This is a genomic window from Bacteroides sp. AR29 (genome assembly GCF_900217715.1).
Classification (GTDB): Bacteria; Bacteroidota; Bacteroidia; order Bacteroidales; family Bacteroidaceae; genus Bacteroides; species Bacteroides uniformis.
The window spans coordinates 1-23,832 of record NZ_OBMS01000025.1; the positions used below are offsets into that span (position 1 = coordinate 1).

General features: G+C 48.5%; 21 protein-coding genes. 6 read left to right on the plus strand and 15 right to left on the minus strand.

The genetic code is table 11. The features are described 5' to 3' along the window. From CSD97_RS15090 to CSD97_RS15120, 7 genes are all read right to left on the minus strand, one after another. Positions 1 to 139, minus strand: a 139-nt coding sequence (locus CSD97_RS15090) for a helix-turn-helix domain-containing protein (protein ID WP_143272433.1), incomplete at its 3' end; no start/stop codon positions are given. Positions 140 to 354: 215 nt separating this feature from the next. After that, positions 355 to 1,464 (minus strand): PspC domain-containing protein, encoded by a 1,110-nt coding sequence (locus tag CSD97_RS15095; protein WP_005825340.1) that lies wholly within the window; start codon positions 1,462 to 1,464, stop codon positions 355 to 357. An 82-nt stretch (positions 1,465 to 1,546) separates the two neighbouring features. Then, a complete protein-coding gene (locus tag CSD97_RS15100) occupies positions 1,547 to 1,873 on the minus strand; it encodes a PadR family transcriptional regulator (RefSeq protein WP_005825341.1) in 327 nt (108 codons plus the stop codon). 222 nt (positions 1,874 to 2,095) lie between these two features. Beyond that, positions 2,096 to 3,286: a [FeFe] hydrogenase H-cluster maturation GTPase HydF gene (gene hydF / locus CSD97_RS15105; protein WP_098032635.1), complete on the minus strand. Its 1,191-nt coding sequence runs from the start codon at positions 3,284 to 3,286 to the stop codon at positions 2,096 to 2,098. 11 nt (positions 3,287 to 3,297) lie between these two features. Next, positions 3,298 to 4,716 carry a [FeFe] hydrogenase H-cluster radical SAM maturase HydG gene (gene hydG / locus CSD97_RS15110; protein WP_098032659.1) on the minus strand — a complete coding sequence of 473 codons (1,419 nt, stop codon included), beginning with the start codon at positions 4,714 to 4,716 and terminating at the stop codon, positions 3,298 to 3,300. Positions 4,717 to 4,768: 52 nt separating this feature from the next. Then, on the minus strand, positions 4,769 to 5,827 hold the full coding sequence (gene hydE, locus CSD97_RS15115) for a [FeFe] hydrogenase H-cluster radical SAM maturase HydE (RefSeq protein ID WP_057255988.1): 1,059 nt from the start codon (positions 5,825 to 5,827) through the stop codon (positions 4,769 to 4,771). A gap of 16 nt (positions 5,828 to 5,843) precedes the next feature. Next, positions 5,844 to 7,304 (minus strand): monomeric [FeFe] hydrogenase, encoded by a 1,461-nt coding sequence (locus CSD97_RS15120; protein WP_098032636.1) that lies wholly within the window; start codon positions 7,302 to 7,304, stop codon positions 5,844 to 5,846. 107 nt (positions 7,305 to 7,411) lie between these two features. Between CSD97_RS15120 and CSD97_RS15125 the strand changes: the two genes are divergently transcribed. Then, positions 7,412 to 7,909, plus strand: a complete 498-nt coding sequence (locus CSD97_RS15125; RefSeq protein WP_057255989.1) for a GNAT family N-acetyltransferase — start codon at positions 7,412 to 7,414, stop codon at positions 7,907 to 7,909. An 89-nt stretch (positions 7,910 to 7,998) separates the two neighbouring features. On the opposite strand, the gene CSD97_RS15130 is transcribed toward CSD97_RS15125, so the two are convergent. The 3 genes from CSD97_RS15130 to uvrA form a co-directional block, all read right to left on the minus strand. After that, positions 7,999 to 9,519 (minus strand): peptide MFS transporter, encoded by a 1,521-nt coding sequence (locus CSD97_RS15130; protein WP_061411889.1) that lies wholly within the window; start codon positions 9,517 to 9,519, stop codon positions 7,999 to 8,001. A gap of 117 nt (positions 9,520 to 9,636) precedes the next feature. Then, a complete protein-coding gene (gene ybaK / locus CSD97_RS15135) occupies positions 9,637 to 10,116 on the minus strand; it encodes a Cys-tRNA(Pro) deacylase (protein ID WP_061411918.1) in 480 nt (159 codons plus the stop codon). Between the two features lie 17 nt (positions 10,117 to 10,133). Continuing rightward, positions 10,134 to 12,968 (minus strand): excinuclease ABC subunit UvrA, encoded by a 2,835-nt coding sequence (gene uvrA / locus CSD97_RS15140; RefSeq protein ID WP_098032637.1) that lies wholly within the window; start codon positions 12,966 to 12,968, stop codon positions 10,134 to 10,136. A gap of 189 nt (positions 12,969 to 13,157) precedes the next feature. Between uvrA and CSD97_RS15150 the strand changes: the two genes are divergently transcribed. Together CSD97_RS15150 and CSD97_RS15155 are read left to right on the plus strand one after the other, a co-directional pair. Next, a complete protein-coding gene (locus CSD97_RS15150) occupies positions 13,158 to 14,951 on the plus strand; it encodes a LysM peptidoglycan-binding domain-containing protein (protein ID WP_098032638.1) in 1,794 nt (597 codons plus the stop codon). A gap of 87 nt (positions 14,952 to 15,038) precedes the next feature. Next, entirely contained in the window at positions 15,039 to 15,740 is a 702-nt protein-coding gene (locus CSD97_RS15155) for a porin family protein (protein ID WP_016273570.1), read from the plus strand. Positions 15,741 to 15,909: 169 nt separating this feature from the next. Here CSD97_RS15155 and CSD97_RS15160 read toward each other — a convergent pair whose 3' ends face one another. Next, a complete protein-coding gene (locus CSD97_RS15160) occupies positions 15,910 to 16,371 on the minus strand; it encodes a DUF4293 domain-containing protein (protein ID WP_005836580.1) in 462 nt (153 codons plus the stop codon). Further along, positions 16,371 to 16,706, minus strand: a complete 336-nt coding sequence (locus CSD97_RS15165; RefSeq protein WP_005825356.1) for a DNA-directed RNA polymerase subunit omega — start codon at positions 16,704 to 16,706, stop codon at positions 16,371 to 16,373. The genes CSD97_RS15160 and CSD97_RS15165 overlap by 1 nt, the downstream gene beginning before the upstream one ends. A gap of 119 nt (positions 16,707 to 16,825) precedes the next feature. On the opposite strand from CSD97_RS15165, the gene CSD97_RS15170 reads away from it, so the two are divergent. Then, positions 16,826 to 17,617 carry an IS5 family transposase gene (locus CSD97_RS15170; protein WP_244284041.1) on the plus strand — a complete coding sequence of 264 codons (792 nt, stop codon included), beginning with the start codon at positions 16,826 to 16,828 and terminating at the stop codon, positions 17,615 to 17,617. Positions 17,618 to 17,659: 42 nt separating this feature from the next. Here CSD97_RS15170 and bamD read toward each other — a convergent pair whose 3' ends face one another. From bamD to CSD97_RS15185, 3 genes are all read right to left on the minus strand, one after another. Further along, positions 17,660 to 18,481: an outer membrane protein assembly factor BamD gene (gene bamD / locus CSD97_RS15175; protein WP_005836575.1), complete on the minus strand. Its 822-nt coding sequence runs from the start codon at positions 18,479 to 18,481 to the stop codon at positions 17,660 to 17,662. 189 nt (positions 18,482 to 18,670) lie between these two features. Beyond that, on the minus strand, positions 18,671 to 19,096 hold the full coding sequence (locus CSD97_RS15180) for an amino acid-binding protein (RefSeq protein ID WP_061411883.1): 426 nt from the start codon (positions 19,094 to 19,096) through the stop codon (positions 18,671 to 18,673). 52 nt (positions 19,097 to 19,148) lie between these two features. Continuing rightward, the gene (locus tag CSD97_RS15185; RefSeq protein ID WP_005825361.1) at positions 19,149 to 20,447 is read right to left on the minus strand and encodes a phenylacetate--CoA ligase; all 1,299 of its coding nucleotides are present in this window, start codon (positions 20,445 to 20,447) and stop codon (positions 19,149 to 19,151) included. Between the two features lie 116 nt (positions 20,448 to 20,563). On the opposite strand from CSD97_RS15185, the gene uvrB reads away from it, so the two are divergent. Continuing rightward, positions 20,564 to 22,624: an excinuclease ABC subunit UvrB gene (gene uvrB, locus CSD97_RS15195; protein ID WP_009038616.1), complete on the plus strand. Its 2,061-nt coding sequence runs from the start codon at positions 20,564 to 20,566 to the stop codon at positions 22,622 to 22,624. 87 nt (positions 22,625 to 22,711) lie between these two features. Then, the gene (locus CSD97_RS15200; RefSeq protein WP_044467629.1) at positions 22,712 to 23,767 is read left to right on the plus strand and encodes a linear amide C-N hydrolase; all 1,056 of its coding nucleotides are present in this window, start codon (positions 22,712 to 22,714) and stop codon (positions 23,765 to 23,767) included. Positions 23,768 to 23,832 lie beyond the last annotated feature (65 nt).

Below are 23,832 nucleotides of genomic sequence, written 5' to 3' on the forward strand. Positions count from 1 at the left end.
TTATCGGTATACCACACTCTTGAAACAGGCGCACATATCTGCGCACCGTGTTGCGGGAAAGCTCAAAGCTCCTGCTTATCTGCTTTATCCCCATCCCCAATGCGTAACATTGGAGGATGTTTGCTATCTTTGTTGTCATAGTAGAAATGATTTTATCCCACCGGTCAAGACGGGAATCAAATCTACGAAAAATCCCCTGCCGGGCATTGCCAAGCAGGGGTATTTTTATATTGGAATCAAGGGGGTAGGATTATTTTAGCACAAGGGGGCAGAATCGCTTGGTTTTAGGGGGCAGCTTACACTGGATTTTCCATCCTACAAACACGATATCAATTAAAAAAGAAATTACTATTCTCAGAAGTTAAAGATACCCAATTCCGGGAAAGTAGCCCCTTGCACTGCAAAACAGATTCCGAAGCAAGCCGCACTTACAATCCAAAGAATAACCAGCGTCCACTTCAAACCGGAATTCATCGGCTGCCATTTGAATATCTGACTGAAGATGGCCCATACAAGACTGACCAAAGGAATTCCTACCAGCAAGATTCCTGCAATGTACATCACAATGGCAGACAACGGAGAAGTAGGCAGTACCACATCAGCCATCGGGAAAAAGGAAATGAGAGCCGCACCGCCACCAACAGCCACCGCTATCGCAGCAAACAACAACGCCACAAATACCACTCCAAATACAAACAGTACCGGACTGCAGATAATGGCAAATATCACCAGACAGATTTTCAAGAACCAGCCGACAATCATCACCAATGCATCTCCCAACTTCTGCAAGAAAGTACGGGGTTTGTCCGACCTCATATAATCATTCACCCCATTGGCAACCTTCTCAAAACCGTCCGTCACCGTCTTTCCGATATTCTCTACCGTAACGGCCTCGCCACGCATACTCAACTTCTCGGCTGCTGTGCGGGCTTCCGGTATAACCAGCCAACACACGATATAGACCGGTATCAATGTCCCTACCCCACAAATCAAGATGACAAGCAGTAACAGTCGAAGTAAAGTTACATCCCATCCCAGGTAGGCAGCCATTCCACTGATGACACCACCCAGCATTTTGTCATCCGGATTGCGGTATAGACGACGGCGTGTAGTGCCATAAGCGGTATTGCTGTTCCAAGCACCGGCACCATAGCCGCCCCCGGCACTCGTGCTGCCGGAATCGGCACTAGCACTCTCTCCTTCTGCCTCCATATCTTCCGGCTTTCCCATGCGAGCAATCACCTCTTCCACGTCGGCTATCGTGATTACTTGTGAACCGGCCGACAATTTCTCGGCAAAGAGTTCGGAAATACGACGTTCAATATCATCTACAATCTCGTCGGCACCGGCCTCCTTGCGGAAGTGCATCTTGAGATTACTCAGATAATTATCCAAAAGACGGTATGCGTCATCATCAATATTGAAAACGGTTCCACCTAAATTTACAGTTAATGTCTTTTTCATAACACACTCTTTATTTACAATTTGACTATTTACGATTTACTATTTACCATTCGGCGAATGCGGCATATTCTCTGTGGTCATTTCAAGAATTGCTGATGTGATTCACCGTCTCGTTCAACTCTTTCCAGGATGTTTCCAGTTCACCGAGAAAGACTTCTCCTTTTTCCGTCAACCGGTAATATTTACGGGGAGGACCTTGCGTAGACTCAATCCATTCATACCCCAAAAGGTCGTCGTTCTTCAAGCGGGTGAGCAACGGATAAAGTGTACCTTCCACCACAATCAGTCTGGCTTCTTTCAACTTCTGAATGATATCCGAAGCATAAGCCGGCTCTTTGTGAAGCAGCAGCATGATGCAATATTCAAGCATGCCCTTGCGCATTTGCGACTTTACATTGTTTACATCCATAATGGTATTTACTATTTGACAATTTACGATTTACTATTTGGCTGCGCAATAGAGTAATGAGTGTCCTCATTCATTCTATTATTGTTCCTTGTATGGCACAAATATATGTATTATATTAGTACCTTGTATTACAAGGTACATTATATTAAGCATTGTTAACAAGAAAAGTAGTTCACACTACTCTATAACATCAGTAACGTGAACAGAGAGGGAAAGGGATATTTACCGATAGATAACAATTTTATCCAATATACCGGTCAGACTCGCAATTGCTACTCCGTAGTTGGTTATGGGGATGTGCTGTGCGCGGGCATGGGCTATACGATTGAGAACGTACTTCCGGTTGAACATGCAAGCGCCGCAATGGATAATTAAATCATATCGGGACAAGTCTTTGGGAAAGTCATTTCCAGAGACAAAGTCTATCTGCAATTCCTCGCCGATGCGCTTTCGTAACAGGCGGGGAATTTTGACGGTGCCGATGTCCTCGGTCAGCGGGGCGTGGGTGCAGGCTTCGGCTATCAGTACACGCGATTGGGGTGTCAGACTATGAATAGCGGCAGCTCCCTCTACAAAGGCATTGATGTCTCCTTTGTAACCGGCAAAAAGAACCGAGAAGGAAGTAAGACTACTTTCGGCAGGCTTTTGTTGATAGACGATGGGGAATACTTGTGAATCGGTGATTATCAGCTTAGGCGGACGGACAAGGGCTTGCAGGGAGGCTTGCAGCTTGTCGGTGGTGCAGCTCATCACTAAGCACTTTTTATCCAACAGTTCGCGGATGGTCTGCACTTGCGGAAGAATGAGACGACCTTTGGGGGCTTGTATATCCTGGGGCATCACCAGCAGGACGACATCTCCTTCACTTACCAAGTTTCCCGTGATGGTCTGCTCACCAAAATTCTCGGGAAGCTTTTCGAGAATAGCATCGAAAATGCCTTGAATGCCGGTACCCTCTTTGGCACTGACCACAACGGGAGCCTGCCCGCACTCCTTTTCAATCCGAAGAACCACGGAAGCGGTGTCTTGACGGGAATCGGCTTTATTCAGTATCAGTATCACGGGGATTTCGCGCGCAGCCAGCAGCTTTAGCCATTGCTGTTCCAGCGTTCCGTCAGCTTCATAAAGCAAGAGGGCGATGTCCGCTTTCTCCACCGTCTTTAAGGTACGCTCCACGCGCATACCGCCCAGTTCGCCTTCGTCATCATCAAAACCGGGGGTATCGATAAAGAGGCACGGGCCCAAAGGATATACTTCCATGGCTTTGGTCACGGGATCGGTAGTAGTGCCGGGCGTTGCGGATACCAATGCCGTGTCTTGCCCGGTCAAGGCATTGACAAGGCTGGACTTTCCGCTGTTCCGTCGTCCAAAGACGGCAATGTGCAGGCGGTTGGAACGAGGTGTATTATTCATAAATCCGAAATCTAAAATCTAAAGTCTCTTTTCCCCTCCCCTATCTCCTGAAGATTACGTTCGGCTATCGCCCGTATCTTGGGGTTCGGGATATGCTCCATCTCCTCACGAATCAGCCGCATGCCCTTCTCCTTGGTTTCGGAGGAGGCATAGTCCTCCAGATATTCTTTTAATGTCATCAGTGCATTGGGCTGGCAGCAGTTTGCTATCTGTCCGCGCTTGACGAGCGACATGAAGCGGTCTCCGGTACGTCCCTCGCGATAGCAGGCGGTGCAGAAGCTGGGGATATGCCCCAGATCGAGCAGCCAGCTCACCACTTCATCCAGCGTGCGCCGGTCGCTCACATCGAATTGGGAGGAATCTTCCTCTTTGGCTTCCGGCACGGCATAGCCTCCCACGCTGGTGCGTGAACCGCCGCTTATCTGCGAAACACCCAGTTCGAGCACCCGACGGCGTACGGCTTCCGACTCACGGGTGGAAATAATCATTCCCGTATAAGGCACCGCAATGCGGGTAACCGCCACAATACGGCAGAACATCTCATCCGAGATGGCATCAGGAAAATCCTCGGTCGAAATATCATCTGCCGGACAGATACGCGGCACGCTGATGGTATGCGGACCCACGCCAAAGGTAGCTTCCAGATGTTCGGCATGCATCAGCAATCCTACGAAGTCGTAGCGATAGGTATTCAGACCGAACAATACACCGATACCTACATCGTCGATGCCACCCTCCATAGCGCGGTCCATCGCTTCGGTGTGGTAGGCATAATTACTTTTCGGTCCCGTGGGATGCAAGGCTTCGTAATGCTCTTTGCTGTAAGTCTCCTGAAAAAGGATATAAGTGCCGATGCCTGCCTCTTTCAGCAACCGATAGTTTTCCACTGTAGTGGCGGCTATGTTGACATTCACCCGGCGGATGGCCCCGTTCTTGTGGTGGATGCTGTAGATGGTGCGGATAGACTCTAAGATATAGTCGATAGGGTTGTTTCGAGGGTCTTCTCCGGCTTCCAGCGCCAGGCGTTTATGTCCCATGTCCTGCAAGGCGATAACCTCGCGGCGTATCTCCTCTTGCGAGAGTTTCTTGCGGGGGATGGTACGGTTCTTGGCATGATACGGGCAATAGACGCAACCGTTCACGCAATAGTTGGAAAGGTAAAGCGGGGCAAACATCACAATGCGGTTGCCATAGAATTTCCGTTTGATTTCACGTGCCAGACGATAGATGCGCTGCACCAGTTCCGGCTCGTCACATTCCAGCAGCAGGGCCGCCTCCCGATGGGAAAGCCCCTGGCACAAAGCAGCCTTGTCAATCAAACTTTCAATGAGCGGACGGTTGTTGCGGTTTGCCTGCGCATACTCCAATGTATCCAATATCTCCTGGTGATTGATGAATTCTTCTGCTTGTCTTGACTTTATGTTATACACTTCGTAAATTGATAATTGGTAATTAAAATAAAGAATGAAGATTTGAAAATTATCAATTATCAACGGTCAATTCTCCATTCTCATAATCTCCTCTCTCTCTTGATACCTCGTAGCCTATCCCTTTCAGTTGTTCCTCCAATTTTAGCAAACCTTCTGCCGCTTCGGCACCCGCAGAAGCTTTGTTATCATAGAGGGAGTACTTCGCCCGCTGATGAGAAGGCGAAAGATTAGGCATCACGACATTGGCGCCAGCCAATATTCCCCGTTCCCGTCCGTCCGGAGCAAGTGTGGCCAGGGCAGTGGTAGCAGGTATCAGTGCCGCGGGATGCATCAACCGGAAGATAGAAAGCAACTTCAACGTCAACTCCATATCTCCCGGCGGAAAAGAGGAAAACGGAGTATCGTGATGCGGAAGAAAAGGTCCCATGCCTATCATCTCCGGCTGAAACCGTTCGATGAAGAGAATGTCTTCTACCAAATGGTCCACCGTCTGGTAAGGACTGCCCACCATGATTCCGGTTCCCACTTGATAGCCTATCTCTTTCAGCCAGTCCAAGCATTGCAACCGATGGGAAAGGGACATCTCCGCAGGATGAAGCCGGTGATAATGCCCTTCGTTGCAGGTTTCGTGCCGCAACAGATAGCGGTTGGCACCTGCCAGGAAGAAACGTTCGTAGGCTTCCCGCGATTTCTCGCCCAAGGATAAGGTAATGGCACAATCCGGGAAGGATTGCCGGATGGCGGCAACTGTCTCCACCATCCCCTCATCCTTCACCGCCGGCGCTTCGCCCCCTTGCAGCACAAAGGTACGGAAACCCAACCGATAGCCTTCATGGCAACACGAAAGAATCTCCTCCTGCGCCAGCTCATAACGGACTATGTTCCGGTTCTCCTTCCGTATGCCGCAATAGTAGCAGTTATTGCGGCAACGGTTGGTTATCTCAATCAGTCCGCGAATGAAGATTTTATTGCCAAAGCAGGCAAGCGCTTCTTCCCGGGCAAGCTCCTGCAGGTAGGCTGCAAGTTCTGTGTCCCGACAAAGAAGCAAGGCTTTATACTCTTCGGCATCCAGCCTGCGATTGCTCCGCAATTTGTCAATCAAATGCTTCATATAAACGGACAAAGGGCTAATACGTCTCTTTTCTCTTTGCCAACTCCTGCGTCAGCTGGCGCTTTCCGGCAGTTATTTCATTATGCGAACATGGCCCGGTAATACAACCACCCTCGCAAGCCATCACTTCAATAAATTGCCCCGGAGCCTTGCCCGACTTGGCGTAAGCACGCAACGCACCGATAGCCTTCTTATCCAGATTAGCCACTTGTACGGCATTGATTTTATCTGCCTCTTCCTTCAGATAGGCTTTCACGGCACCCATCACGCCTCCTGCCTGCGCAAAACCATGCGCCTCGCGCACGGAAGTGAAACTCATGGAATAGGGCTTTGCCTGCTCCATCTGAATATCCAGCCCGGCAAGCACGGAAGCCACCTCCTCGAAAGTCATGATAAAGTCCACCGCCTCGTCGCGCTGCGCCTCTTTGCGCTTGGCAACGCAAGGACCTATGAAGACCACCTTCGCATCCGGATACTTCTCTTTAGCAATGCGGGCAGCATAATACATCGGCGAACCGGTGCCCGACACGTAAGGCTTCATGGCAGGAATATGCTTGTTCACCAACTCTATATAAGACGGACAGCAGGAAGTCGTCATAAACTTCTGACCCTCCTCCAGCTTCTCAATCAGCTCGTGCGCCTCGTTGCTGACGGTATCCATCGCTCCCTGAGCCACCTCGATGACATCCGTAAAACCGACCTGTTTCAATGCGCTATATACTTGTTCAATAGTCGTCTTGAACTGCCCCAGGATGGACGGAGCCACGATAGCCACCACCTGCTCACCCTTGCGGATTCTGTGCAACACGTCGAACACCTGCGATATTTCGAAAATTGCTCCGAATGGACATGCATTGAGACACTTTCCGCAATAGATACATTTGCTTTCGTCAATATGCTCTATCCCCTTCTCATCCTTACTGATGGCTTTCACGGGACAAGCTTCCTCACAAGGTACGGGAATATAAACAATGGCATGGTAGGGACAACTCTTATGGCAGATGCCGCAACTGATACACGCATCATGGTCAATCCATGCCTGCCCGCTCTCCTTGACGTGCACTGCCTTCTTGGGACAATTTACCTGGCAACTGCGTGCCGTACATCCGCGGCAGAGGTTCGTAATCTCGTAGTTAATCTGCACACATGCCGAACAAGCTTCGTCAATCACACACATGATATTGTCTTTCGGCCTGCCATTTTCCGCTCTGTCCAGTGCACGGGCAGCGTACTCCGACAAGGGGGTCAGCTCATCCGTCTCGTCCTCCATATCGAGTCCCAGAAGCGGCAATGACTTGTACTTCCACACCGCGCGCTCTTTGTGCACACAGCAGCGTCCCGCGTGCTTGGACCTCTTCGGACTCAGCTCGATGGGCAGCCGGTCTATTTTATCCACAAGTTCGTTGTTATTCCACAGCTTTACCAGTTCCTTCAGTAATCTGTGGCGGACAATCATAATGTTGCTCGTAAATGCCATAATTTTTAAAATCAAAATTAGTTAGTTCGGTAACGGTCTGCAAAGATAACGATTGTTTCACAAAAAAGGCTTAACTTTACACCCCAAACAGTATAAATACAACCGATATGTTTACCATAAGAAAAGCAACGACAGCAGACTGCGCACTGATTCAGAAACTTGCGCAGCAGATATTCCCTGTCACGTATAAGGATATCCTTACTCCCGAACAGACCGACTACATGATGGAATGGATGTATTCATTGGACAATATCCGCAAGCAAATGGAAGAGGAAGGTCACGTCTACTTCCTGGCCTACGAAGAATGTGAAGCGGCGGGCTATGTGTCCGTACAGCAGCAAGGAGAAAATTTATTCCACCTGCAAAAGATTTATGTGCTCCCCTATTACCAGGGTGCACATTGCGGCAGTTTCCTCTTTCGCGAAGCCATCAAGTACATCAAGGAAGTGCATCCCGGCCCTTGTCTGATGGAATTGAATGTGAACCGTAACAACAAGGCACTGCAGTTTTACGAACATATGGGAATGCGGAAACTCCGTGAAGGGGATTTCCCGATAGGAAACGGATATTACATGAATGACTACATCATGGGACTGGAAATCTGAGCCCCGGCATTAAAAGCCCTCCAAAAACTAAAGGCTGCGCAGTTCATTACGAACATTGCGCAGCCTTTAGTTTTATCTTTCGTTTCCGATTACTTCGCCACCTTTTCAAGCCATTTCAGCATGAACAGCATGGTGAACATCGAAATGCAGCACGCTACTACAAATACCGTCCACGTCATCCAGATAGGAATACTTTCGTAAAGGATAGCACCGATAACGAGCAACTGATTACCAATGGCAGTAGCGCCGAGCCAACCGCCCTGCATGATACCCTGATATTTGGGAGGAGCCACCTTGGACACGAATGAAATGCCCAACGGAGAAATGTACAATTCGGCAACAGTCAATATCAGATAGGTAACCATCAGCAACAGCGGAGTCACCTTCACCGGAGAGGTACCCAAAGCGATTATATCCTTGTGCATCGGCAAGTTGCTTACATAAGAACCGATAGCCATTATAAGGAAGCCGGTGGCAGCAATACCCATACCGATGGCAATCTTCCGCGGAGTGGAAGGCTCTTTACCCTTGGCACGCTGTGCTGCAAAGACAGCCATGATGACCGGTGTCAGAGATACAACGAAAATCGGGTTCAAAGACTGGAACAGCTCAGCTGAAATAGCCATGCCGAATAAATTCAAATCTGTATATTCCTTGGCAAAATACGTCAGTGTCAACCCATTCTGATGGAACGAGAACCAGAAGAAAATTACCACACCGAATACGGCAAACAATGCATACATGCGCTGTCTTACCTCTTGTGCGCTCATCTCCACTGCAGTGGCATCGCCCGCTTTTGCAGCCACCTTCTTGCTGGGATCGGGGAATTTCTTTCTGTTAATGACGAAAATTACCAAAGAAAGAACCATAGCCAAGATAGCTACACCGAATGCATAATGGAAACCGGTGGTAAACACGTTCAGATATTCATTGGCAAATACCGTCATATCCGTTACGGGTGTTCCGGAAATAGTGGCTTTCGTTGCCAGTGCACTATAAGTGTCCACAGCTTCGGGAGTCAGCGTTCCTGCCAGATGTCCGTGGCAAAGGGCAGGCAGGTCGGCATCATAATTGTAGCCGAATGTGGACAGCCACCAGTTACGTACGCCTACTGCGGCAAACGGAGCAAAGATGGCACCTACATTGATGAACATATAGAATAAGGAGAAACCAGAATCACGCATGCTGGAATATTGGGGATTGTCGTACATCTGCCCTACCAGCGCTTGAAGATTTCCCTTGAAAAGACCATTTCCGAAAGCAATGACAAACAAGGCTGCACAAGTAATCACCAGAAACAAGGTCTTATTGGCAACCGGTGTAGGAGACGGGATGGCCAGCATCAAGTAACCTACCGCCATCAAAACAATACCGGCAAAGATGGTACCTTTGTAATTACGGGTTCTGTCGGCAATAATACCACCTATCAATGCTAGAATGTAAATAGAAAAATAAAATGTTGAGTAGATCAAACCTGCCTCTTTTCCATCCAGTCCGAACTTGGCTTGCAGAAAAAGTACAAGAATGGCCATCATGGTATAAAAGCCGAAACGCTCGCCCAAATTAGCAAAGGATGCGGCAATCAGACCTTTAGGGTGTTTGTTGAACATAAAAATTAGTTTTTAGAATTAGTAATTGGATTGATTTCTTGAATAATTCCTGCAAATATATAAATTCTATTGAAGATTTCCTTATAAAATTAAAATATCTCGGCAGAAATAGAAGATTTATTCATTAAAAAGAACACAAACCTCTGCATGCACTTCCCTTACCAAATCCTTCGGATCCAACTTAAGCTGCAAACCGCGTTGTCCGGCACTGATATAGATATACGGAAACCGCAGGCACGTTTCATGGATATAGGTAGGGAAAGGTTTCTTCATGCCGATGGGCGAACAGCCTCCGCGGATGTAGCCAGTCAGAGGTAAAAGTTCCTTAACCGGAATGAGGTCACACTTCTTGTTGCCCGATGCCTTTGCCGCCAGTTTCAAATCCACTTCGTGCTCACCCGGGATGACGCAGACAAAGTAGCCGGATTTATCGCCGTGAAGAATAAGTGTCTTGAACACGCAGTTGATGTCCTCGCCCAAACTGGCGGCTACATGTACGGCGCTCAAATCGTTCTCATCCACCTCGTAGGGAATGAGTTCATAGGCTATCTTGGCTTTGTCGAGCAACCGCGCTGCATTCGTCTTATTAATTTTCACCATAACAAGTTACAAAATTAGTAATTATCCCCCAGCTCTTCACGCAGGAATTTCGGAGTATAGCCTTTCTCGCTCTTCGCCACCTCTTCGGGTGTTCCGCAGGAGAGGAGTTCCCCTCCCCCCTTGCCACCTTCGGGACCCATATCAATGATGTAGTCCGCCATCTTGATGACATCGAGATTATGCTCTATGACGATGACGGTGTTTCCTTTGTCAACAAGTTTGTTCAGTACATTCATCAGTACACGGATATCTTCAAAATGAAGTCCGGTGGTAGGTTCGTCGAGGATATAGAGTGTCTTGCCCGTATCACGCTTGGAGAGTTCCGTAGCCAACTTTACGCGCTGGCTCTCACCTCCGGAGAGCGTGGTGGAGGACTGTCCCAGCTTGATATAGCCCAATCCCACTTCCTGGATAACCTTAATCTTATTCAATATCTGGGGCACATTCTCGAAGAACTCCACCGCACGGTTGATGGTCATATCCAGCACATCGGCAATGGACTTGCCTTTAAAGCGCACTTCCAGCGTCTCGCGGTTATAGCGTTTGCCGTGGCACACCTCGCAAGGCACATACACATCCGGCAGGAAATTCATCTCAATGCATTTGTAGCCGTTGCCCTGGCAAGCCTCGCAGCGTCCGCCACTGACGTTGAAGGAGAAGCGTCCCGCCTTATATCCACGTATCTTCGCTTCGGGCAAGCCGACAAACAGATTGCGGATATCGGAAAACACACCGGTATAAGTGGCAGGATTGGAACGCGGCGTTCGTCCCAAAGGAGACTGGTCCACATTCACCACCTTGTCTATATATTCCAGCCCTTCAATACTGTCATAGTCCAAAGGATCCTGCAGTGAACGATAGAACTTCTGCGAAAGAATAGGCTGCAACGTCTCGTTGATAAGCGTGGACTTGCCACTGCCGGAAACACCGGTAACGCAAATCAGCTTGCCCAGCGGGAACTCTACATCCACATTCTTCAGATTATTACCCTTGGCGCCACGCAGCCACAGACTGTGTCCATTGCCCTCGCGACGCTTGGCAGGCACCTCAATGGCACACTCACCATTCAAGTATTGGGAAGTCAGCGTATGCGTCCGTAGCATTTCACGGGGAGTACCGGCAAAGACAACATCCCCTCCCAGCCTACCGGCTTTCGGCCCCATATCAATGACATAATCGGCGGCGAGCATCATATCCTTGTCATGCTCCACCACAATGACGGAGTTGCCAATGTCACGCAGTTCCTTCAAAGAGTGTATCAAGCGCTGGTTGTCGCGTTGGTGCAGGCCGATACTCGGCTCATCCAATATATACAGCACATTCACCAGCTGTGAACCTATCTGCGTAGCCAGGCGGATACGCTGGCTTTCACCACCGGAAAGGCTGACGGAACTACGGTTCAGCGAAAGATAATCCAGACCGACATCGAGCAAAAACTTGAGCCGCGTACGGATTTCCTTCAGGATTTCACCGGCAATCTGCTGTTGCTTGCTACTGAGATACGGGTCTACGTTTACCAGCCAGTCATACAGCTCATTGATGTCCATCGTAGACAATTCGTAGATGTTCTTGTCGTGAATGCGGAATGAAAGCGCTTCCTTATTCAACTTGGCGCCATGACATTCCGGGCAAACGGCAGTCTTGGCAAACTGGTCCGCCCACTTCTGTGCCGTGGCAGAAGCATCCTTCTCCTGCAGCATCTGGATATACTTTACAACCCCCTCAAACGTCACAAAATAATCGGAAGAGGTGCCTATCAGTGAACTCTTTATCTTGATACGCTCGTCCGAGCCGTAGAGAATCTCGTCGATGGCATCCTCCGGCAAGTCTTTGACCGGTGTTTTCAGCGTCGCTTCATATTTCTCCAGCAAGGCGGTAATCTGCCAGAAAATCATGCTGTTCTTGGCTTTCCCCAACGGTGCGATGGCACCTCCGGCAATGGAGAGCTCACGGTCGGGAATCACCTTGTCAATATCAATCTGGCTGACCACCCCCAACCCTTTGCACTTAGGACATGCCCCTTGCGGCGAATTGAAGGAAAAGTTGTGCGGCGCCGGTTCCCGATAGGACAACCCCGTCACGGGACACATCAGCCGTTTGCTGTAATGGCGCACGCTATCCGTCTGCGCATCGAGTATCATCAGCAATCCGTCACCTTGACGCATGGCAGTGGCCACGCTGTTCTTCAGGCGTGTGTCATCCTTGTCCATCACCACCAGCTTGTCTATCACCACCTCCACATCGTGGTTCTTATAGCGGTCCAGCTTCATGCCGGGCAAGACTTCGCGTACCTCACCGTCCACACGTACGTAGAGATAGCCTTTCTTGCGCACCTGCTCGAAGAGCTCCTTGTAATGCCCCTTACGGCTGCGCACCAGCGGAGCAAGGATATAAATGCGTTTTCCTTTGTAATCCTTCAGGATAAGGTCGAGTATCTGTTCCTCGGTATACTTCACCATCTTCTCGCCGGAGAGATAAGAATAAGCTTCTCCTGCACGGGCATACAACAAACGAAGGTAATCATAAACCTCTGTCGTTGTACCCACCGTGGAACGTGGATTCTTATTCGTGGTTTTCTGCTCGATGGAGATAACCGGGCTCAGTCCCGTTATCTTATCCACGTCCGGACGTTCCAGATTTCCCAGGAAATTACGGGCATAGGCTGAAAAGGTCTCGATATAGCGGCGCTGCCCTTCGGCAAAAATAGTATCGAATGCCAAAGAGGACTTGCCGCTTCCGCTCAGGCCTGTAATCACAGTCAGGCTGTTACGGGGAATCTCGGCATCGATATTCTTGAGGTTGTGCACGCGCGCACCATATACATTGATATATTCTGTTTCTTCTTGCATGTTGATTTATCCTATCGTTTTAACTGCAAAAATAACTGTTTCCCCCCGAATATCAGCCGAAAAGCGCTATTTTTCAGTTTTGAAATGCACAATATTATTTCTTAACGCAATCCTTTGGTTTGAATGCCACAATATTCGTACCTTTGCAGCTACTTTGGGAAATTGTAAACATAAACCAACGATTACTGAATGAAAACGATTAACCGCATTATCTGTTCCCTGCTGCTTGCCGGCGCATGCACGCTGGGTGCAGTGGCACAAGAGAACCAATCTTATTTCCTGCATACCATCGAAAAAGGACAAAGTCTCTACTCCATCGCCAGCATGTACGGCGTCAGCCAGGCAGACATCATCAAACTGAATCCCGGCAGTGACGAGAGAATATTCATCGGACGCACGCTGCGTATCCCCCGCAGTGCCGCCAACGCACAAAAAGAAACATACCACACCATCGCATCCGGCGAGACCCTCTACCGGCTGACTGTGAAATACAACGTATCTGCCAAAGCCATCTGTGACGCCAACCCTGGACTGAGCGCCGAGAATTTCCGTATCGGACAAGTCATCCTCATTCCTTCCACAACCGAGGCCGAAACCATGGCCCCGACCGAGACACTGAGCAACAACACAGTGGTTGCCAACAACAATATTCCCGGTCCCATAGAGTCGCGCTGCCGCGACATGCACAAGGTGAAACGAAAAGAAACCGTATTCAGCATCAGCCGCGAATACGGCATCAGCGAAGCCGAGCTGATTGCCGCCAATCCGGAGCTGAAAGGCGAGAACAAAATAAAGAAGGGAACCTTCCTCTGCATCCCCTACCCCAAGGCACAGACGGAGCAGAGCGCGCAGTTGCAGGCCACGCCTACCAACAGCGAGCTGTTCCGCGAAAACAGAAAAGAGACAGAGCGTTTCAGCACCATCAAGGCTGCCGTCATCCTCCCCTTTTTGGACGGGGTATCGAAGAGTGAGTCCTCCCGTATGGTGGAATACTACGAAGGCCTGCTGATGGCCGTAGACAGCCTGAAACGTACCGGCACTTCCATTGACTTGTACACTTACAATTCGGGCCCCGAAAGTGCCTCGCTGAACTCCATTCTGGGCAAAAGCGAGATGAAGGACATGGACATCATATTCGGGCCTCTGTACCAACAGCACATCGAGCCGCTGGCCGAATTTGCCAAGAAACAAGACACACGTCTGGTGATACCATTCACATCGAAAGACAACACGGTATTCCAGAATCCGGCGGTCTATCAGATAAATACTCCCCAATCCTATCTGTACTCCGAGGTGTACGACCACTTTGTGCGCCAGTTCCCCAACGCCAACGTCATCTTCATTGAAGCCAGCCAGGGCGCCAAGGACAAGGCAGAATTCATCAAGGGACTGAAAGACGAACTGCGCAACCGTTCCATCCCGATGAAGAGCCTGAAAGAGGATGTCACTGTAGAATCCCTGAAAACAGTATTACGCACGGACCGTGAGAATATCTTCATCCCCACATCCGGCAGCAACCTGACATTGATTAAGATACTTCCCCAACTGACGCTGTTGGTACGCGAGCAACCTGAAAGCCGTGTCCATCTGTTCGGCTATCCGGAGTGGCAGACCTACACCAAAGACCACCTGGAAGCCTTCTTCGAACTGGACACCTATTTCTATTCCTCTTTCTATACCAACAACCTGCTTCCTGCCGCCATCAACTTCACCAAGAGCTACCGCAGATGGTATGGCAAGGAGATGGACGAACGCTATCCCAAATTCGGCATGTTGGGCTTCGATACCGGTTATTTCTTCCTGAAAGGACTTGCACGCTATGGCTCTTCCTTCGAGAAGAACATGCAGGGGCTGGACCTGGTGCCCATCCAGACCGGCTTCAAGTTCCAACGGGTAAACAACTGGGGGGGCTTCATCAACAAGAAAGTGTTTTTTGTGCACTTCACCAAGAATTTTGAGCTGGTGAAGCTGGACTTTGATTAATGATTAGGGATTAATGATTAATCATCTGATAATCCACTATATAACTATTAACTTGTAGCTTGTAGCTTGTAACTTATAACTTATAGCATGAACCTGAGAACAATCATCATATTCGCCCTGCTGATGTGTGCATGTATATTGCCCCTGCATGCGCAGGTGGGCGAGCAACGCCACAACTTCGCTGTGGGCGTCAATGGAGGCATCAATCTGAATAGCGTAAGCTTCTCTCCCTCTATCAAGCAGAAGAATCTGATGGGCATCAACGGTGGTGTGACAGCCCGATATATCTCCGAGAAATATTTCAGCATGATTTGCGGTGCACAAATCGAGCTGAACTTCTCGCAGCACGGTTGGGACGAGTACTATGAGGACTATCCCACACTGAGCTACACACGCACCATGAACTATGTGGAAATACCCTTCCTGGCACATCTGGCCTTCGGCAAGGACCGCGGTCTGCAATTCTTCATCCATGCCGGTCCGCAGATAGGCTTCCTGCTTGGCGACAGCGAAAAGATAGACGGCGACTGGGACGGCACTGTAGCAGACTCCTACACCAACATCACCGTGGAACAGCACGGCAAAGCCATAGACAACAAATTCGACTACGGCATTGCAGGTGGAGCAGGCATAGAACTACGCACCAAGGCAGGCAATTTCATTGTAGAAGGAAGATACTACTATGCTTTGTCCGATTTCTATGGCAGCACCAAGAAGGACTTTTTCTCGCGCTCCGCACACGGAGTCATTACGGCCAAGGTAACTTATCTCTTTGACTTGAAGAAGTAATGCTTGTAGGGAAACACCCGTTTCACTCGTAGGAACGACTATCTCCTCTAATGGGAACAGTATAATGGGAACGGCTGAACCCCAAGCAGAAACGATAAAAAAGGCAGACCACGTATCCCGAATGAAATACGTGGTCTGCCTTTTGTTATTATCAAGTAGATAAACCTTCTTATCTTCTTAAACGGTCTGCAGCCTTCACCATCACCTCATCTTTGTAGATGGCACGGAAGGCCAGATAGTTGAGGATGATGGCTACCACCGGAAGGCAAAGCGCCCATCCAAGCTGGAAAGCCGTGGCATCCAAATCGCCCTTCAAAATAAACATAAATACGCAGAAGGCTATGTAGTAACCTATCAGCAGGATGCTGCTGAAAATCGTCATGCGTATTTGTAACATACGGTTACGGAAAAGGAATATCGTACAGAAGGCAACCAGTGCACTGAGCAGCAATATTCCGAACAAGCCCCAAGTAGACTGAAATCCTCCGTCGGCCAAAGCCACTCCCAGAGGCTTGAAAACATGCGCCGTCACTCCGTCCGCTCCGATGAACTGTCCTACGGGCATGCAGATGGCCACAACCAGCAGGACGGTTACCAACAACAAATAAACAGATTGAATACGCTGTATCATTACTGCAATTTTTCTTTTTCCTTAGCCGGATTGCGATAATAAATCTTACCTTCCACATACTCTTGTGTTGCAATCAATGTCGGCTTCGGCAGTTTTTCGTAATAGCGGGAAATCTCAATCTGTTCCCGGTTTTCGAACACTTCTTCCAGATTGTCATTGTAAGAGGCAAACTCAGCAAGCTTTTTGGAAAGGTCGTTCTTGATTTCCACACTAATCTGGTTGGCACGTTTTCCGATAATCGCTACGCTTTCGTATACATTACCGGTATCCTCACACAACTCCATCATATCACGGGTCACCGTAGTAGTAGGAGCATTTGTCTTTCTGTAATCCATAAATTTATCTATAGTATTAATTACAAATTATTAATTATTAAGAAGCTGTTTTGAAATGATTAAATTATTTATATTTATCTGTTAATCAGTTGGTTAATTGAAATAATTTTCGTAACTTTATGGTTGCAAAACAAATAGTTATGAGCAATTATTCAACTAACCTAACTGAAAAACAGTGGCAAGTTATCAAAAATATTGTAGAACCACAAGAAAGAACTAGAAAAAAGTGTCTCAGAGAAATTCTGAACGCCATATTCTATATCAGCAAAAGTGGCTGTCAATGGCGAATGTTGCCTTCCGACTTCGCCCCTTGGCAAACTGTTTACTACTATTTCCGCAAGTGGAAACTCGAAGGGGTTTGGGAGGAACTTATGGACGTTCTTCACAGTATGGCTAGAAAATCCGTCGGTAAACAGGAGAGTCCCAGCCTCGGGATTATTGATTCCAGAAGTGTCAAGACTTCCCATCATGTTGATACGGACAGGGGGATAGATGGAAACAAAAAAATCAAAGGACGAAAGGAACATATTGTAGTTGACACCTTGGGACTTCCGATGGCAATCAATATACATGAAGCAAACATTCATGATAGTAAAGGGGCTGTGCCCACAATGGAAAAGCTTGCCTTCAAATTCCCAAGACTCTGCAAGATACTTGCTGACGGAGGTTATCAAGGGGATTTGGCTATGTGGACAAAACAAAAGTTCGGATGGGACTTGGAGGTTGTACTCAGACCCAAAGAAAACCCCAGAAAATTCAATGTAGTACCTAAACGATGGATTGTTGAAAGGACTTTCTCATGGTTGGAAAACTATAGAAGGCTCACTATTGATTACGAATTCCTGACGGAAACGGCAGAAGCAATGGTAACGGTGGCATTTATACAAATACTCCTTAAGAGATTTTTCTAAGCATTTCAAAACAAATTCTAATTACAAATTATTAATTACTAATTACTCTTGTTCTTCGCCTCCCTCGCCCAGCATTTTCTGTGACTCCTTGAAGATTCGGTCGGCTTCCTTCGTATACTTGCTTTCAGGGAATTCGTTTTTAAAGGCATAACATTCATCCACCGCTTCACGGTAACGTTCGGCTCTTCTATCTTCCACACTATACACAGCCAACTCATACTTGGCACGCAAGATAAGAATGGATAAATCTTCACGTAGGTTGGTATAGGGATAATCCTTCAAAGCATTCTGCGCAGTGATAACGCAAGCCTGATAGTTGTTGCCCAGATAATTACCCATATTATAATAAAGTTTTGCAGACAGATACTCCTTCATCACCAGCTTGTCCTGCAAGGCAAATATCATGTTCTGCGCTTCTTCTTTCTTGGAGCTTTGCGGGAAGTATTCCATAAACATCTGCAACTGCTGGATGGCGCTATACGTACCGGATTGGTCTAAACGCGGCTCCGGAGTATCCAAATATAGAGCTTTACCGGCATGGAAACGTGCCAATTCAGTGAATGTGCCGCGGGGATAAACGTTGTAGTATTGAATGAAAGTCTGCGCAGCAGTCTGATAATCCTTTTGGTTATAGTAACTCATGCCCAGCATATAGAGGGATTCCTCCGCCTTATCAGTACCTTTGAGAATGGCAATCAATTCATTGAGCAAAGTAGCAGCACGGTTGTACTGGCCTTTTGCGAAGTAATTTTTTGCCGCTTCGTACTTGTATTCGTAATCTGTGCTTTTCAGCAATTTGTTGTATTCTCCACACGAGGAGAGCAGCAATGCTGCAAGCAGAGTTATTAGGATGTTCTTCTTCATTACTTTTGTTCAAATAATGCGCAAAGATAGAGGTTCGCATCGAATAAAGCAACGATACGAGCCTTAATTTTTCAAAAACCAGACGAACGGGCAGGAATTAGGGATGAATGGTGAAGGATTAGGGATTAGTGACTGTGCTATCAACTGCATAGTCCTCATCCCTAATCCTTCCTCCCTAATCCTTCGTTTTCACAGTTTATAGAGTTCGCTTGCCGCCAGCAAATCGACCTTTTTTTCTGTCAATACACGGATACAGTTATCCATGTCGTTGGGACGGATGATGACATTGGCCGTTTCACCATTGGCAAAGGAATACATGTACTCGATGAACACGCCTTCATCGGAGAGGAAACGGAGCACTTTCGCCAATGAGCCGGGGATATTGGGACAACTGATGCCTACTACATCCGTTACGTTCACTGCGAAGTGATTATTTTTCAAAGCCTTATATGCTTTATCCGGTTCGGAAACAATGCCACGAAGGATACCGAAATCGGCATTCTCTGCAATACATAGAGCAGAAAGGTTGACACCTTCTTTTGCAAGAACTTCAGTCACCTCTGTGAGGCGACCGGACTTGTTCTCCAGAAAAATGGAAAGTTGTTTTGCTACCATAGGTTTATTTACTATTTGACGATTTACGATTTACCATGTACAATTTGGCGATTTACAATTTGCGGTTGTCGATGACGCGCTTGGCTTTGCCTACGCTGCGCTCAATACTGCGCGGTTCTACCAAACGGACATCTACGCCGAGACCGAGTACGCTCTGCAGGCGGGCCACAAGCTTCTTCTTCAGAGCCAGCATCTTGTTGATTTCATCGGAATAGTATTCGGGACGAACCTCAACCTGCAACTCCATGGTGTCGGTATTGTTCTTGCGGTCTACCAGCAAGAGGTAGTGAGGCTCGAACTCCGGCATTTCGAGGATAACGGACTCTATCTGCGTGGGGAACACGTTGACACCACGGATAATCAGCATGTCATCACTACGTCCCAAGATGCGGTCCATACGAACCAGTGTACGTCCGCAGGAGCACTTATCGTAGTGCAGGGCGGTGAGGTCCTTGGTACGGTAGCGCAACAGCGGCATCCCCTCTTTGGTAAGGTGAGTGAACACCAATTCGCCGGTTTCTCCAGGGGCAACCGGTTCGAGGGTCTTCGGGTCTACAATCTCGGGGAAGTAATGGTCTTCATTGAGGTGGGTACCGTGCTGGCACTCGCATTCGTAACCTACACCGGGACCGGCAATCTCACTAAGCCCATAAATATCAAATGCCTTGATACCCAGCTTGGTTTCAATATCCCGACGCATACTTTCGGTCCACGGCTCGGCGCCGAAGGCTCCCACTTTCAACTTAAACTCTTCACGGGGAAGACCGGAGTCTTTGATGGCATCTGCCAGATAGAGGGCGTATGAGGGCGTGCAGCAAAGTACGGTAGAACCGAAATCATGCATCAGTGTAATCTGCTTCTCCGTATTGCCGCTGGACATCGGGATGACGGAAGCGCCGATATTCTCGGCACCGGCATGCGCACCCAGTCCGCCGGTAAAAAGTCCGTAACCGTAGGACACCTGGAAAATATCCGAGCTACCGGCACCATAGGCGGTAAAGGCCCGTGAAAGGCATTCGGACCATGCTGAAAGGTCTTTTCGGGTATAGCCTACCACAGTGGGTTTTCCGGTTGTGCCGGAAGAGGCATGAATACGCACAATCTGGCTCATAGGTACGGCACAGAGGCCGAAGGGATAATTGTCCCGCAAGTCGTACTTGGTAGTAAAAGGCAGTTTTACAATATCATCTATACTGTTTATGTCATCGGGAGTAACTCCCAGTTCCTGCATTTTCTTACGATAAAAAGGAGTGTCATGATACACACGCTCCACAGTCTTTTTGAGACGAATGCTCTGGATTTTACGAAGGCTTTCGCGATCCATGCATTCGATGCTTTCATTCCAAATCATGTTCTTCGTTGTATTACAATTATTAATGGTTGTTATCAATATAGCTGCAAAGTAAACAAAAAAATTTTGTTTATCTCAAAGATTTTACCGAATATTGCCGCTTCTAAGAAGAGAAAATGAACAAATTCGAACTGACATCCGCCTACCAACCTACCGGTGACCAGCCGGAAGCCATCGCACAGCTGACCGAGGGCGTGCATGAGGGACTTCCTGCACAAACATTACTCGGTGTCACCGGGTCCGGAAAGACATTCACCATAGCCAACGTCATTGCCAACATCAACAAGCCAACGCTGATATTGAGCCACAACAAGACGCTGGCTGCCCAGTTGTACAGCGAGTTCAAGGGATTCTTCCCGAACAATGCCGTAGAATACTATGTGTCCTACTACGACTACTATCAGCCCGAAGCCTACCTGCCATCATCGGACACCTATATAGAAAAAGACCTCGCCATCAACGACGAGATAGACAAGTTGCGCCTTGCCGCCACCTCTGCCCTGCTTTCGGGCAGGAAAGATGTAGTGGTGGTATCCTCCGTTTCGTGCATATACGGCATGGGGAATCCGGCAGACTTCTACAACAACGTCATCGAAGTACAGCAAGGCAAGAATTTCAGTCGCAATGTCTTCCTGCGACGCTTGGTGGACAGTCTTTATGTACGCAACGACATTGACCTGAACCGCGGCAATTTCCGCGTGAAAGGCGATACGGTGGACATTTATCTGGCTTACGCCGACAACTTGCTGCGCGTCACCTTTTGGGGAGACGAGGTAGACAGTATTGAGGAAGTGGACCCTATGAGCGGCGTTACCGTCGCCAAGTTCGATGCCTACAAGATTTATCCCGCCAACCTCTTCATGACCACCAAGGAAGCCACGTTGCGTGCCATACACGAAATAGAGGATGACCTTCACAAGCAGGTGCAATGGTTTGAAAACGAAGGCCGCCCATTCGAGGCCAAACGCTTGCAGGAACGGGTGACCTATGATATGGAAATGATACGCGAATTGGGACATTGCTCCGGCATTGAGAATTATTCTCGCTACTTTGACGGGCGTGCTGCCGGTACCCGCCCCTACTGCCTGCTGGACTTCTTCCCCGAAGATTTCCTGATAGTCATTGACGAAAGCCACGTCAGCGTCCCGCAGATACGTGCCATGTACGGAGGTGACCGCGCCCGCAAGATAAACCTGGTGGAGTACGGATTCCGCCTACCGGCTGCCATGGACAACCGCCCGCTGAAATTCGATGAATTCGAAGAGATGGCCAAACAAGTGATTTACGTCAGCGCCACACCGGCAGACTATGAGCTGATGAAATCCGAAGGCATCGTAGTAGAACAAGTCATCCGCCCGACGGGACTGTTAGACCCCATTATTGAGGTGCGTCCCAGCCACAACCAAATAGACGACCTGATGGAAGAAATCCAAGTACGCATCGAGAAGAACGAGCGTACCCTCGTCACCACCCTCACCAAACGAATGGCTGAAGAACTGACGGAATATCTGCTGAACAACAACGTGAAGTGTAATTATATCCACAGCGACGTAGACACTTTGGAACGTGTGAAGATTATGGGTGACTTGCGCGAGGGCGTTTACGATGTACTTGTTGGTGTCAACCTGCTGCGTGAAGGACTCGACCTGCCTGAAGTCTCTCTCGTTGCCATTCTCGATGCAGACAAGGAAGGTTTCCTTCGTTCCCACCGCTCACTGACACAGACTGCCGGACGTGCCGCTCGTAACGTGAACGGTATGGTCATCATGTATGCCGACAAAATAACGGACAGCATGCAACTGACCATCGACGAGACCAACCGCCGTCGCGAGAAGCAGTTGAAGTACAACGAAGAGCACGGCATCACACCACAGCAAATCAAGAAAGCCAAGAACCTCAATGTGTTTGCCACCAACGAGGCTTCCGGCGAAGCCGTCCTCAGCAGCGAGAAGTTCACTTCCAGCACTCCCCGCCCCTATGTGGAACAAGAAAGTACATCTACGATGGCTGCCGACCCTATAGTACAGTACATGAGCCGCAAGCAACTGGAAAAGAGTATCGAACGTACCAAGAAGCTTATGCAGGAGGCTGCCAAGAAACTCGATTTTATCGAAGCCGCACAGTATCGGGACGAGGTGCTGAAGATGGAGGAATTGCTGAAAGAAAAAGACGAGTAAGGGATTTCACCTCTTTTTCTCAAACTATACTCCCCTCCTTTTGTTATTCTATGAAACAGAGTATTAATTCATAAAGACAAAAGCGAGATGAATAAACCAATAAAGACAATAGCTGTTGCACTGGCTGCCATAGCCTCCATGAGTGTGCAACAAACAGAAGCGTGTACCCGAGCCACCTACATCGGTCCTGACAATACAGTCATTACAGGACGTACGATGGACTGGAAAGAAGACCTTATGAGTAACATCTATGTATTCCCACGAGGCATGCAAAGGGCAGGCTACAACAAAGGGAATACAGTGAACTGGACTTCCAAGTACGGTAGCGTCATTGCCGCCGGTTATGACATAGGTACCTGCGACGGTATGAACGAGAAAGGTCTGGTTGCCAGCCTGCTCTTCCTTCCGGAGTCCGTTTACCACCGCCCGGGAGACAACCGCCCGATTATGGGCATCAGTATCTGGACGCAATACGTACTCGACAATTTTGCAACCGTACGCGAAGCTGTGGATGAACTGAAAAAAGAATCCTTCCGCATTGATGCACCAGACCTGCCCAACGGAGCCGCTTCCACCCTGCATCTGGCCATCACAGATGAAACCGGAAACACGGCTATCCTGGAATACATAGACGGAAACCTTGAGATACATGAAGGCAAGCAGTATCAAGTAATGACCAACTCTCCCAAATATGAACTCCAGCTGGCTATCAACGACTATTGGAAAGAGGTAGGCGGACTGAATATGTTGCCGGGAACCAACCGCTCCAGTGACCGCTTTGTACGCGCATCGTTCTACATCAATGCCATTCCGCAAACAGCGGATGCAAAGATTGCTGTACCCAGTGTATTGAGCGTAATGCGCAATGTTTCTGTACCGTTCGGTATCACCACACCGGACAAGCCCCATATCTCCTCCACCCGTTGGCGTTCTGTATCCGACCAGAAGAACAAAGTATATTATTTTGAGTCCACACTGACCCCTAACTTGTTCTGGCTCGACCTGAAGAAAATCGATTTTAGCCCGAATGCAGGAATCAAGAAACTCTCACTGACAAACGGAGAAATCTATGCCGGAGATGCCATAAAGGATTTGAAAGACAGCAAAGGATTTGTATTTCTTTTCCAGACGCCGGTAATGTAGCACAGCCCCTACACATAGCCCCTCAATAATGGATGCTTCCCACTTCTTTCTATAAGAGAAAGCAG

Coding starts and splice junctions, on each gene's coding strand:
- CSD97_RS15095 (WP_005825340.1), bottom strand. CDS start 1,464: ATGAAAAAGACATTAACTGTAAATTTAGGTGGAACCGTTTTCAATATT.
- CSD97_RS15130 (WP_061411889.1), bottom strand. CDS start 9,519: ATGTTCAACAAACACCCTAAAGGTCTGATTGCCGCATCCTTTGCTAAT.
- uvrB (WP_009038616.1), top strand. CDS start 20,564: ATGAACAAATTCGAACTGACATCCGCCTACCAACCTACCGGTGACCAG.
- bamD (WP_005836575.1), bottom strand. CDS start 18,481: ATGAAGAAGAACATCCTAATAACTCTGCTTGCAGCATTGCTGCTCTCC.
- CSD97_RS15100 (WP_005825341.1), bottom strand. CDS start 1,873: ATGGATGTAAACAATGTAAAGTCGCAAATGCGCAAGGGCATGCTTGAA.
- CSD97_RS15155 (WP_016273570.1), top strand. CDS start 15,039: ATGAACCTGAGAACAATCATCATATTCGCCCTGCTGATGTGTGCATGT.
- CSD97_RS15125 (WP_057255989.1), top strand. CDS start 7,412: ATGTTTACCATAAGAAAAGCAACGACAGCAGACTGCGCACTGATTCAG.
- CSD97_RS15150 (WP_098032638.1), top strand. CDS start 13,158: ATGAAAACGATTAACCGCATTATCTGTTCCCTGCTGCTTGCCGGCGCA.
- hydF (WP_098032635.1), bottom strand. CDS start 3,286: ATGAATAATACACCTCGTTCCAACCGCCTGCACATTGCCGTCTTTGGA.
- CSD97_RS15165 (WP_005825356.1), bottom strand. CDS start 16,706: ATGGATTACAGAAAGACAAATGCTCCTACTACTACGGTGACCCGTGAT.
- CSD97_RS15160 (WP_005836580.1), bottom strand. CDS start 16,371: ATGATACAGCGTATTCAATCTGTTTATTTGTTGTTGGTAACCGTCCTG.
- CSD97_RS15185 (WP_005825361.1), bottom strand. CDS start 20,447: ATGATTTGGAATGAAAGCATCGAATGCATGGATCGCGAAAGCCTTCGT.
- CSD97_RS15180 (WP_061411883.1), bottom strand. CDS start 19,096: ATGGTAGCAAAACAACTTTCCATTTTTCTGGAGAACAAGTCCGGTCGC.
- hydE (WP_057255988.1), bottom strand. CDS start 5,827: ATGAAGCATTTGATTGACAAATTGCGGAGCAATCGCAGGCTGGATGCC.
- CSD97_RS15200 (WP_044467629.1), top strand. CDS start 22,712: ATGAATAAACCAATAAAGACAATAGCTGTTGCACTGGCTGCCATAGCC.
- CSD97_RS15120 (WP_098032636.1), bottom strand. CDS start 7,304: ATGGCATTTACGAGCAACATTATGATTGTCCGCCACAGATTACTGAAG.
- uvrA (WP_098032637.1), bottom strand. CDS start 12,968: ATGCAAGAAGAAACAGAATATATCAATGTATATGGTGCGCGCGTGCAC.
- CSD97_RS15170 (WP_244284041.1), top strand. CDS start 16,826: ATGGTTGCAAAACAAATAGTTATGAGCAATTATTCAACTAACCTAACT.